Below are 12612 nucleotides of genomic sequence, written 5' to 3'. Positions count from 1 at the left end.
AATTCTCCTAGAATACAACAGACAATGAGCCTGTGACTGTGAACGGCTCGCCAACATACACACCTAGACGACTCTCATCTGAACCTGTGAAGTATTTTGTGTTGAACAAGTTGCGGAAGTTAATTGCCGCACGCCATTTATCTTGGTTGTAGAAGATAGCAGCATCTGTGCGAACATAGCTTGGAATTTCGTAAGTATTCGACAAATCACCAAAGCGATCGCCCACAAAATTCATCCCAAAACCAACCCCTAATCCCTTCAAACTGCCGCGCTGAAGTTCATAGGTCGTCCATAAATTCGCTGCATTTCTGGGCGTATTGTCCAAGCGTTTATCCTGGAAGCCTGACTCGTCCTCGCTCACAAACGCATTAGTATGCGCGTAGGAAGCAATCACCTTCCAGCCTGGGACAATCTCCCCAACTAGGTCAAATTCAATTCCTCGGCTGCGCTGTTCCCCAGTCTGTAGCTGGTCGTTCGGATCGCTAGAGGTGGGATCATCGGTAGTCACATTTTTCTTACGCAAATCATAAAATGCTAAGGTCGCTGTCAAATTACGAGCTAAATCAGCTTTAATGCCAGCTTCTAACTGTTGACCTATTTCCGGTTTAAATGGAGAGCCGTCCCCATTGCGATTTGTTCCAGAGTTTGCTTTGAATGCAGTCGTGTAAGAGGCATAGAGTGAAATCGCTGGAACCGGTTGATAGACGATCCCAAATCGAGGACTCAATCGACTGTCACGCTGCTCAAACTCTTGTCTTGGTTCTCCAAAGCCTTCGGTACTTCGGTTTTGAGTGTAGCTATCATAGCGCCCACCGATGAGCAGTTTCAAATTAGAAGCAAGTTCAACTTGATCTTGGACATAAATCCCTAGTTTGTTGATTGTGTCATCGCGGAAGAAGTTATAAAGTTCCTCTTTGGGATATTCCACACCATCGTAGGTGGGATCAAAAATATTGATTGTGCGGTAAGGATCACCGATCGCGAATTTTGGTTTATCCCTCTGTCGTCCGTAGTCTACGCCAACAAGTAGTTGATGATTGACTGAACCTGTCGAAAACCTAGCAATCAAATCCGTCTGAGTCGTGATTGTCTGATATTCCCCTGCAGCAAAATAGGTTGCAAGTTCTAGATCACCCGTTGCTTCATCGAATGAATTGCGGAGCGGAAAATATCGCTCTGGATTGACCCATTGAGCACGAAATGCGTTTCTTAAAGTCAATTGTTCATTAAACTGGTGGGTCAGCAGGTAGCCAACACTAAAATCATTGACACTAAACTCCTGAAAAGGTTCGCCCAGAAATCGACTGCGTGGTAAATCTGTGATCCCAGTCCCGATCGCTAAAAAGCCATCATCCGCAGTGCGACGTTCATTCCGATAGGTTGCGTTCAGCGTTAGCGTTGTGTTTTTCCCGAATGCTAACTGTACGACAGGAGAGAGAAACACCCCTTCACTCGACACAAAATCACGGAAGCTTCCTGCATCTTTGTAATAGCCATTGAATCGGTAAAGAGCTGTTTTGTCTGAGTTTAGCGCACCCGAAAAATCAGCCCCAACTCGAACAGCGCGATAGCTCCCTGCCGATCCCTCTAGCGAATAGTAGGGATTGCGGAGGGGTTGCTTGGAAACGAGATTGATGATTCCGCCCGGTTCTGCTTCTCCAAACAAGATTGAAGCTGGACCTTTCAACACTTCGACGCGCTCTAAATCAGCCGTTTCTAAAGCACCAAAGGTAAAGTATCGAATTCCATCTCGAAAGTAATTACCATCAAAAGCCGAAACTCTAAATCCTCGAATCTTTAAACTATTTTCAAACCCCTGATAAAGCCCTAAATTATTGACCCCACTCACGTTTTGAACTGCATTTCCTAAAGAGTTGCTCGTTGCATTTAACCCCTGATCTCTCAGGATTTCTTGCGGAATGACCTGAATCGATTGCGGAATATCGCGAATCGGGGTGTCTGTTTTAGTCGCAGTTGACGCATTCGGAGCGCGATAGCCGCTAGGCTGCTGATCTTCTGTAATCACGATTTCTTCTTCTAGCTCTTGTTCAGACTCTGGTTGCTGTGCTTGAATCTGTGATCGCCATTCCTGAACTGTAGTGGCAGGTTGCTGCCATTCCGATAACGTTTTAACCTCTGGCTCGACTGCAATTCCAGGAGTTGCGAGTAGAACTATACTTCCAGCCAAAAGAATTGATCGATAGTTTGCCATAACTCTGCCACCACACAATATTGATAGCTATTAACTAAGAACTATTCTCAACAGCATATCGGACGATCGGGGTTGTTTTGTAACCCTGATGAATGGTGAACGGAGTTTTTTTGAATGGTGGACGGAGTTTAGCTAGCACTGCATCGGTTCATGATGGATTGCCGATAGTCTCTAGGATTTACGCCAAACTTTTTGCGAAACGCGATCGCGAAATGGCTGCGATTGCTCAGTCCAACTGCTTTTGCTGCTTCTGTAATACTGAGATCCCCTGACTCTAGTAACTGGCGAGATCGCTCCATTCGATAGTCTTGCAAATAGCCAAAGACCGTCGTCCCAAACACCTGTCGAAAACCGACTTTCAGCTTACAGTCATTGATCCCAACTAGCCGAGCTAACTCAATCAGCGAGGGCGGATTCTCTAATCGAGCAATGAGCAGTTCTTTGGCATAGTGAATTTGCTCAATGTCGGCTGATTTTAACAACTTAGTCTCGCGCTCTGGACTAATCTCGACTGTCTGAGCAAGGTGCAACGCAATGAGTTCCCACACCTTGCCTTCTAAATACATCTGCTGAGTCAATCCCTGAAACGGACACTGCAAAATCTGTTGAAGGGTAGACTGCATCGCGGCTGTCGTCCGGCTGATTTGGCTGTAGTAAGGTTGTTCGATCGGTCGCAACCAATTTCTAATTTCGTCTGGAGTCTGCTTGGGCAGTCCCGACATCCGCTGGCAAAAAACAGAAGGATCAATGTGAATAATCACCTTCAGATTGCGTTGCTTTGCTTGAATATCTAGCACTTCACCTGGAGCCATGCCACTTCCACAAAAGAGGTACTGTCCCGCATTCGCACAGTCTGAATTCGATGCTGCGGTTCCAATCAGCGTATAGTTGAGTTCTAAAGGATGCTCGCGATCGCAAGTGATGATTCTCAAGTCTTCGTGGAAGCAGTCTTCTGCGATCGCGAGTTCAACGCCATCGCGAACCTGAATTTCTCGATAATATCCCTCTCCAACAGCACTACAGTACTGCCAAGTCCGATCTATCTCTCGCGATTGAGACGCTTCTAAGTCATCAGTCTGGGAGATTTCAGGACAGATAAGTTCCCAATAGTCTTGCTGTGAAAGGGTAACAGTCATAAGCTGCAATTCGCGATCGCAAAATTTGAAGGCATCTTACCACAAATGCAATTTATTCTCAATTGCTATTCTAGAACTTGATCGGCTTCCCGGAGGCCAGATGAATTGTCATTGTGCTTGCCTAATTTAGAGGGTCTTGGTATGGGCTGAGGGCAAATCTGCAAAGGTTCCCTCTAATTCGATCCTGCTCTCGTGGAGTAAAATAATGCGATCGGCACGTTCCATCACTAAGCGGCGATGAGATACAACCAGAATAGTAGGGTTCCACGTTGGTGAACTGAGCTGAAATAGCTTTGACCAAAGTTTTTGTTCCGTTTCTACATCTAGAGCACTGGATAGATCATCAAAGACAAGTAACTCAGGTTGCCGAATCAGCATTCTCGCCGCAGCAACGCGCTGAATCTGTCCCCCAGACAGGCGCATTCCTCTAGAGCCAATTTGGGTATCGAGTCCATCGGGCATCATTGCTAAATCTCGATCGAACATCGCAAGCGAGATCGCGGCTAACACTTCTGTATCATCTTTCTGTAGCCCCAGCAAAATATTCTCTCGTAAGCTGGTGCTAAAGAGTTGCGGCACTTGGGAGGTGTAAGCACTGCGAGGCGGGACAAAAAACTGAGCCGGATCAGAGATCGTCTGACCATTCCACAAAATCTCCCCTGATTGCATTGGTAACAGTCCCAATAGCACCTGCAATAGCGTTGTCTTGCCCGACCCAATCGATCCCGTGATCACTGTAAAACTGCCGCGTTGAAGCTCCAAAGAGATGTTAGTAATACCCACCTTGCTATTCGGATAGTGATAGCTCAAATTAATCGCTCGTAGTGCTTCTAAGCGATCGCAGGTTTCGTCCTGACGAGGAACAGGGAACTGCGATTTTCGTCCGGTCAGCGTTGGCAGATAGAGAGGATGGGGATCAACGAGCGTCTGAGCCTCTGCATTGACTAAAGCTTGCATCCGTTCAAACGACACTTCGCTCTGTTTTGAGAGCGCCACAAATCCGCCTAAAAAACCTAGAAAATAGGTGACGTAGGCTAAGTAGTAGACAAATAGCGCAAAGTCCCCAACGCTGAGTGTTTGGCTACTCCGCATCGATTGAGCAGCAAAGAATAAAATCGCACCTGTGCCTAAACTAATGAGATTATCAAAGCTAGAATCTAAGATCGCTGTAAGCAGTTGATCTTTGACGATCGATTGTCGGCGCTGATCGCAGAGTTGCCGAAAGTGAGCCAACACACTTTTTTCGGCTCCCGCTACCTGAATTGCTTGCACTGCGGTAAACATTTCACCAACCATGCCTGTTACTTGTTGGGTTGCCTGACGACTCGCGCGGCGGTAGCGTTTTATGCGATCGCTGACCCGATGTAGAATCACAGCAATCAACACCAAAGGCAGAAAGACAAATAGCGTAATGGTTGCATTCACACTTAAGAGCAACAGCAAAGAAGCGATCGCAAAAACTCCTTCCCCTAAAACCTCATTCGTGCCCACCACATTATCTTCAATCTGGCTAGCATCCTCTCGAAAGAAGCTCATCACTTCTCCCGGTGAAATTGTTTCCGCCCGAGCCATCGTTAAACTCTCAGCACCCGGGCGTTCTAGCACTTTCGTGAGAAGATTGTGCTGGATCAGACTGTTCATCGTGAAGCGATGTTGTGTTTTGGTGATGCGTCCGAGAATGATCGCAACAATTTGCGCAACCCCGATCGCTAAAAATAGCGCAATCCAACCTTGAGCAGAAAACACCGAAGGAGATTGCTGGGTGAGTTGATTAAAAAACTCTCGAATGACGAGTCCCGCCAGCACGGGGAGTCCTGCAATGCAGAGCCAGAGCAAAGTGTCAGTCCAGTACAGCCTTGGAGCATAGCGGATCAGTTTCCAGAGGAGCAACCCAATAGATGCGCGACGAAGTGTTGTCATGAATTTCCTCCTCTTGACGATCGTTCCACTTTAAATGAGAATAAGTTGCATCAATTTCAGCTTGTTGCTGCGAAGTCTATTGCCAAAGTTTATGACAAAACATACTCTCTTTGTGTGCAAATCCTGCCATCGTTCTGAAGAAGAACTCGCAGAAGATCAAGCTTGTGATGGCAAAATCTTGCTAGATACTTTGACAAATTTAGCAGCTCAACAGTTCGCGCCAGAAGACCTAGAAATCAAATCCGTTGGGTGTTTGTGGGCTTGTAGTCGCGGTTGCGTTACTGCTTTTGCTCATCCGGAAAAACAAACTTACTTACTCATCGATCTACCACCCGACGAAGAATATGCTTCCGCATTACTCCAGTTCACTCAGATGTATATCAGCAATCGCAAAGGTGCATTCATCTGGGATAAACTCCCAGAGCAGTTAGAATCTGCGATGTTTGCCTGTATTCCTGCTCTATCGGCAACCGAGCAAAATGCAGATGAAGAGGATGACTTGAGCTAATTGCGCAAGCAGAGGACTACGATCGCTGGCTAGGAGAAACTGCTTGCAACGCATCATCACGACCAGAGAACTTCACAGTGCTCGAACCATTGCCCTGTTCATTGTGCCAAAAACGTTTCATCAGGATTTACAAATTGAGTGTTTTGAGTCAACAGCAGACGATGAAATTCGATCGCTGGATTCGCTCCCTACTGCTCTTTGCCCTCACCGCTTTGCTCACATGGGGCTGTAGCAGAACTATTCTCACCACCCTGCCTCTCACATTGCCCTCAATCCATTGCCAACCGACAGCACCAAGTACAGACTGCGATCGACCTCGCAAAATTGCTGTACTTAGTCCCTATGGATTAGATCTGCTGTTGTCTCTGGGAGAACAGCCTGCTGCCTATGCAGGCGTTTCTGCAAGTCGGCAGCCGTTCAATCATCCCATTGAGCAAGTTCCTTATCTCGGTCGGTATGTGACGACTCAGCCAATCAATTTGGGCGATCGTGCTTCTCCTGCTCTAGAAGCACTCGCTTTACTCAAGCCAGATCTGATTGTGGGTGAAACGTGGCAAGGAAGCCAAGGAAGAGACAAATTGTTTTCTCAAATTGCGCCGACTCTCTTGCTCGATGATCAACAAGGAGGTTGGCAGGCAAGCCTTCAACAACTTGCAAGCATTCTCGATCGCTCCAATATGATTCAGCAAATCATGGCTGCCCGAAACGAGCGAATCACCCAAGCTCGCCAGAAATTAGCTGAGATTGCCAATGCTCATCCCCGTGTATTACTCTTGAGTTCTGGTGATCTAACAAGTAACTTTTATGCGTTTGGGCAAGAGCGCAGCATCTATTCCGATTTGCTAGAAACATTGGGATTTAAGATGGTTCGCTTAGATGAATCGTTGCTAGCAACAAAAGATGCATTTCAGCTTCCTGCTGAAGTGTTACCGCAGCTAGACCCTGATATTCTGATCGTTCTAGGCTGGGATAAAAACGATGCGGACAATCGTCCCTTAAACTGGCAACAGCTTCAACAACAGTGGAACCAAATTCCACTGTTAAAAGCAATGCCGATTTCCCAATCTGGGCGAGTCTATTTTATGGATGCCCACTTAACAATGCTGCGGGGTTCCCTTGCAGAAGCACAGATTCTCAATGACTTGCTTCAACAGTTAGCACCGAATACTTGAAAATCTCAGGTTATTTCTTGCGATCGCGAATCAGCAGATAGAGGAAAAAGGGCGCACCGATCGCGGCTGTCACGACTCCACAGGGAAGCTCGATCGGGGCGAACAGTGTTCTCCCCACAAAATCAGCCAACACCACTAACACCCCCCCAAGCAGTGCAGAAATTGGAAGTAATTCTTCATGTCGATTGCCGACAATCTGCCGTCCTACATGAGGAGCAATCAACCCCACAAATCCGATTGTTCCCGCAGTTGCCACTGATGCCCCCGCTAATCCCACCGCTACAATGACAAGTAAACCCCGCTGCCATTCAACTCGACTGCCTAATCCTTTCGCAATGTCTTCTCCTAAGTTCAACACATTGAGATGTCTTGCTAATCCAAATGCCGCTGGAACAAATACAATGATCCAAGGCAAGAGTGAAAAAACTTGCTCCCAAGTGCGACCGTAGACACTTCCGGCAAGCCACACTAAAGCTTGACTAACATCGTAAATCGAGCCAAAGGTGATGAGTAAACTGGTGAAGGCACTGGCGATCGCAGACAGTCCAATTCCCATCAAAATCAATAAAATCGGCGAACTTCCTTTGTTCCAAGCCAGCCCATAGATCAATGCTGCCATCACTGCCGCACCTACAAATGCAGAGAATGGGAGCGCGTAGATCGGCGCATCTGGAAACAAGACAATCACCGAAACAGCGGCTAGACTTGCCCCAGTATTGATTCCAATCATGCTAGGGTCAGCGAGTGGATTACGGGTTAAGCCTTGAAAAATAGCACCTGAAAGAGCAAGCGCCACCCCAACCATGAAAGCAACCAGCGTTCGAGGTAAGCGCAAAGTGTGAATCACAAACGCATGATCCGGGTTGCCTGTATCAATACCAAACAAGGTTCTTACAATGTCGAATCCTGCGATCGGGTATTCTCCTCGCCCAACATTGAGGATAATCGCTGCAAATCCAATGACAGCAAGCAGAAGCCCGATTGCAGGCACTCGTCGATCGAGGCGAAAAGATAGTACGGGAGAACGCCACTCATTCATTTTTTCACCTTCGTTTTTGCGAGATAGACAAAAAATGGTGCGCCTACAATAGCAGTCATCACACCCACCGGAAGCTCTTGAGGCTTCAGTAATACTCGTGCTGCAATATCCGAGACTAATAGCAGAATCGCACCGAGTACGGCTGAATAAGGCAAAATCCAGCGATAATCTGTTTTGATAAAGAATCGAACCATGTGAGGTACAACTAAGCCAACAAAGCCAATTGGACCTGCGATCGCCACTGAACTTCCAGCCAAGAGAACAATGCTTATTGCGGTCAATCCTTTAATCCAAAGCGTCTGTTGACCCAAGCTCGTTGCGACTTCCTCTCCTAAACTAATCGTTGTGATCTGCCGACCCAGTAAGAATGCAATCAGCAATCCAGCACCTAAGAACGGCAAGACCTGTAAAAACAGGTCAAAATCCCGTCCTGCGAGTGATCCTGCTAGCCAAAATCGAATCTCTTCAAACGTGCGCTGACTCACAATCAAAATGGCAGTCGTGATGGAAGAAATCAAGGCAGACAGCGCGGCTCCAGCGACCGTCAAATTTAAAGGAGTTGCACCGCCGCGTCCCAAGGTTCCTAACAGATAAACAAGTATCGCCGCGATCGCGGCTCCTAAAAATGCTACCCCCGCATAAACTGTTAACGATGAGCTACCAAACAGAAACAAACTCATCACAACCGCTAAAGCACCGCCTGCTTCAATCCCCAGGATTCCGGTTTCGGCGAGTGGGTTGCGGGTTAGACCTTGCATCAATGCACCGGAGACCGCCAGAGCAGCACCGACGCAAAGCGCAATCAGCGATCGTGGCAATCGCACCGTCTGGATTACCAGATGATCAAAGGAGTTATCAAAGGTCGTGAACGATGCCAAAATCGTCGGCAGTGGAATGTCTCTTGCACCCAGTGTGACACTGTAAATCAAAACAATGAGCAGAACGATTGAGCCTAAACCGAGTCCCAATAACAGCGAAATGGGGGATTTAGAAGCTTTAGGGAGAGTAGCAGTCATCGTAAAAGAGGACTCTTAATGCGAATAAATCCTAATTGTATCTGTTTATGGGCAAAAAGCAAGGGCGCTTAGAGTCTCAATTTTGCAATTCTAGAGATGTTGAATTCATGACATTAAGAGAGAAATCCATTCTCTTGGAATGGACTACTTCCAGAACGCCAAATTGGATGATAAATCGACTGGACTTACGCATACTTCCAGTCATCACAGGATTACAGAACAGGAGGTAGCAATGAGTGAAGATGACATTGTTAAGGCGATCGCACTTTGTCTCATTTTAGGATTCTGCTTGATGATCATGTCACAAGTTGCTTGATGGTGCGGCAGATCCAGAATAGTCAGCCCTAATATGTAAAAAATAACATTAAAGTTCTCAGTCAGTGTGTTGATTAGTGTTATAAGAGACTCATTCTACAGGGATGAGTTTTTCAATACAGCACGTCTGATAGGGTTTCTAGCATGACTGTTCGTAAGACTGAAAGCCGCTTGCCCACTAACTTTCAAGCAAGTGATTTAGGGGAGTCCGCTGTCGCGATCGATGGACGATCCGTTCTTGTATCATTTGTGACTGCGCCCTTAGCTGTCGATCGGGAGAACAGGTATATTGTCTTGGTCACTGATGCAGGGCTAGCCAGTGCAGTGCAATCTTTTGAATGGAGCTTTATCGAAAACGGAGGCACGCCTCAAACTCAAACTACCACGATCGGTGAAGTCAACTATCGCCCACAGACTGTCGGAACGTTAGTTGTGACAGTCCGATTGCTCGGCACAGGCAATACAGAGCAAGGCAGTTTGAGCTTGAATCAGACCGTCATTGTCTTGAATGCTGAACTCGAAACTCTGATTGCAGAAGCACAAAATCAGCCCGGAGCAGGTGCATCGAATCCAGAGGTGTTGCGGGAATTAATTAATGATTTAAGTCCTTACTATCAGGCAGTAACTTTAAAAACCTCTGAAAGCGGGGAGGGCTTTGAGAAGTTCGTCTTTAGCTTAGTTCATGATGGCGCGTTGCAGCGTCCAAGCTTAGCGCGACAACAGCAGTTAAATCAGTTAGCTGCTGCTTTGAATGGAACTGGGGATTTTGTAACGCTAGCAGCGTCGGGAGTTGGAGTGTGTGGGATTCGCTTAGCCCTCTTAGCAATGGTCTTACCTCAAACACCGGGAGGCTCGACTCCGATCTTACCCTGGACAGAGTTGCCTGACGTGCCGAATCAACGGGTGCTAGCAGATGAGCAATTACGGCAAGCATTAGCAAACTTAGAAGAAAATCGGCGGATTGATTTGTTTAACTTGGCTCGGTTTCCCAAGAGCAATATCATGCTTTGTGGTCGGATTTTGGAGACATTGCGCGATCGCTATTTTAGCGGCACAAACTTCAACGACGTTCTAACGGGTCTGTCTGGAACCCGTGCCCACTGGATCACGCGCCACTACCGAGAAGGACCACTCGTGAGATCCTGATAACTTCACCATCTGACGCAGTTCGACACAATGAGTAGCAGAATGTATGTGCAAGACTACAACAGGAACACAAACGGCAACCCAAGATCGATATCGCACGATCGAACGAGGTAGCTCTCCAGGCGGATCGGGCGGCAGTAGTCCACCCGATCCAGAAGCCAGTGCGCCCGCTCCCCTCTTTGGTATGCCTGACTATGTTCCTCAGTACACCTTCATTGCTCAAGCTTCGCCCCAAGACAATGGGTTTATCGAACTGGCGAATCGCTATCATGAAAACGCCGGACTCGCACCTAAAACCGTTACTTCGATCGAACATCTCTTAGATTTGTTGAATAATCCCAGTGAAACGGGAACGGGAATCATTAACCGGATCAGAATTGTGTCCCATATCTTTGTAGATAGCCAAAATCTGATCCAGCCCACGAATCTGCTGATTCCATTTGTAGAGAATGGAACTCGGCTCTCTCTAAAACGTCATTTTGAGGGATTTGCTCGCAATCGGATTGCTGCGCTAAAAGCCATGATGAGCTTTGAGGTAGCAGTCCCTCTTGTTGAGACGACTTACTATATGCATCGAGGAGCAGTTGCTCCGATTCTCAATCATTTAAGGTCGAGTCAGGCAACGATTATCAATCAAATTCCGACTGATGCCTCCGGAGAACCGAGCGGAGATTTTCTGGACTTTATCAAGATTGCAGCGAGTCAATGGGCACTGCAACAAAACGTCCTGACAAACGCAGCAGCAGTTACAGCCGCAAATAATGGCTATGACGTGTTACTCGCAGATGTGACGAGTCGATTGCAGAACAATCCTCTGAGCCAAGGTCAGTTAACGACCTTAAAAACTGCGATCGTGGGATTAGGCAATAGTGTGACTCTGAATTCTGCTCTACCTGCCCGACCTGCTGACTACGCGACGAATGTGACCGCAACCTTGGTATCGACAAATGGAAATGCCTTTCAGACCAAACTGATTCAAGCGAGGCAGCGGTTTAATCGCAATAGCAAAATCGATATTCGCGGCTGTCAGGTCGGTCGAGATCAAGATTTTTTACGGGCAATTCAACAGTTCTTTGGCACAAGTGACACTGTTCGACCGACTGTCTCAGGGCCGCGCTGGTTTCAACATTTTAATGAAATTGGTCACATTACCGGACTCACGAACAATGCCGGAGTCGTCGGACTCTACAACTCAGGGTTTTCGCCTTACAGCGCAACACAAGTCCGTCAACAGTTTGAAAATTGGGCAACTGCATTTGGCATTACACAAGCTCATCTGACATTTTGGCAAACGACTCTAGCATTAGGAGCATTAGCGTTCTGTCGTCTACAGTGGCAAGCTAATATCCCTGAAGCTCGAATTCCCATCCATCGCCTCAATCGAATTCGGTCTGCTGGATTTACAGATGTATTTGCTGCGATCGCGAATGTCTTGTTATTCAACACGAATTTGCCGAGTACTGCGCAGATCAGTGCGATGAATGCTCTGTTACCAAATCTTGCAGCGTGGATCACTCAACTGGATACAGCAATTCCTGGTACGGCGACTCCGGCTCAACTCGCAACGCGATTCACGGAATTCAAAGCAATCTATGAAGCAGTCGATCGGCGCTTTGGCAGTGGTGGTGGAGTCAGTGCAGCCCAACGAGTGATTCCGGCGACTGCGCCATCTCCGTTGACGGTAGCAATACTCAGTGGCTATCAAACCCAGTTAAAGACCTTTATTGATAGCAACACAAATTCTAAATTCCAACCTGTACAGCGCTATCTCACAACTGCGATCGCTCAAGTTCAGGGCAATCCAGCCAAGATGCGGTATTACTTGGGGCTGGGATTACCCTTTCTGCTGTATAACCCTGCGGCAACGAATGCGAATCACAATCTCTTAATTGCCTTAACCGATACATCTGGTGCGGCGGCAAATCGACGACAGAATGACGCGATTAAATATTGGATTCGCGCTCAATGGCAAGGCAATATTCCAAGCGGCTTAGGGGCAACGGCAACCTTTGCCCAGTCTCGTCACACCCCTTGGCTTGTCGAAAATCGACAGGCGACGACCGGACTCTCAACTCCGCCTTTTGTGGTCAGCCCTACGACCGAATATCACGCCAAAATTGTCATTGTTCCTGCCTAAAAGATTGCGCC

The 12612-nt window shown here is 47.3% G+C and carries 9 protein-coding genes; 4 read left to right on the top strand and 5 right to left on the bottom strand.

Annotation, left to right across the window (positions count from 1 at the left end; genetic code table 11):
• Positions 1-7 precede the first annotated feature (7 nt).
• The 3 genes from OU814_RS12015 to OU814_RS12005 all read right to left on the bottom strand — a co-directional run bounded on the left by OU814_RS12015 (position 8) and on the right by OU814_RS12005 (position 5268).
• A complete protein-coding gene (locus OU814_RS12015) occupies positions 8-2212 on the bottom strand; it encodes a TonB-dependent siderophore receptor (RefSeq protein WP_268183066.1) in 2205 nt (734 codons plus the stop codon).
• A 128-nt stretch (positions 2213-2340) separates the two neighbouring features.
• The gene (locus OU814_RS12010) at positions 2341-3348 is read right to left on the bottom strand and encodes an AraC family transcriptional regulator (protein WP_017286183.1); all 1008 of its coding nucleotides are present in this window, start codon (positions 3346-3348) and stop codon (positions 2341-2343) included.
• A 126-nt stretch (positions 3349-3474) separates the two neighbouring features.
• Positions 3475-5268, bottom strand: a complete 1794-nt coding sequence (locus OU814_RS12005) for an ABC transporter ATP-binding protein (RefSeq protein WP_268183063.1) — start codon at positions 5266-5268, stop codon at positions 3475-3477.
• Between the two features lie 91 nt (positions 5269-5359).
• On the opposite strand from OU814_RS12005, the gene OU814_RS12000 reads away from it, so the two are divergent.
• The gene (locus OU814_RS12000; RefSeq protein ID WP_017286181.1) at positions 5360-5776 is read left to right on the top strand and encodes a DUF1636 family protein; all 417 of its coding nucleotides are present in this window, start codon (positions 5360-5362) and stop codon (positions 5774-5776) included.
• Between the two features lie 143 nt (positions 5777-5919).
• Positions 5920-6948 (top strand): iron-siderophore ABC transporter substrate-binding protein, encoded by a 1029-nt coding sequence (locus OU814_RS11995; protein WP_268183058.1) that lies wholly within the window; start codon positions 5920-5922, stop codon positions 6946-6948.
• Between the two features lie 10 nt (positions 6949-6958).
• Here OU814_RS11995 and OU814_RS11990 read toward each other — a convergent pair whose 3' ends face one another.
• Positions 6959-7987: a FecCD family ABC transporter permease gene (locus OU814_RS11990; RefSeq protein WP_190652420.1), complete on the bottom strand. Its 1029-nt coding sequence runs from the start codon at positions 7985-7987 to the stop codon at positions 6959-6961.
• Entirely contained in the window at positions 7984-9003 is a 1020-nt protein-coding gene (locus OU814_RS11985) for a FecCD family ABC transporter permease (protein ID WP_268183055.1), read from the bottom strand. The genes OU814_RS11990 and OU814_RS11985 overlap by 4 nt, the downstream gene beginning before the upstream one ends.
• A 459-nt stretch (positions 9004-9462) precedes the next feature.
• Between OU814_RS11985 and OU814_RS11980 the strand changes: the two genes are divergently transcribed.
• Positions 9463-10464: a hypothetical protein gene (locus OU814_RS11980; RefSeq protein ID WP_268183053.1), complete on the top strand. Its 1002-nt coding sequence runs from the start codon at positions 9463-9465 to the stop codon at positions 10462-10464.
• Positions 10465-10510: 46 nt separating this feature from the next.
• Positions 10511-12601, top strand: coding sequence for a hypothetical protein (locus tag OU814_RS11975; RefSeq protein ID WP_268183051.1), 2091 nt, complete (start codon positions 10511-10513; stop codon positions 12599-12601).
• Positions 12602-12612: the final 11 nt, after the last annotated feature.

Origin of the sequence: Leptolyngbya sp. GGD, assembly GCF_026735145.1 — a bacterium.
GTDB lineage: Bacteria > Cyanobacteriota > Cyanobacteriia > Leptolyngbyales > Leptolyngbyaceae > Leptolyngbya > Leptolyngbya boryana.
The sequence above is the reverse complement of the archived record's forward strand: the minus strand, read 5'-3'. Positions and strand labels throughout refer to the sequence as shown.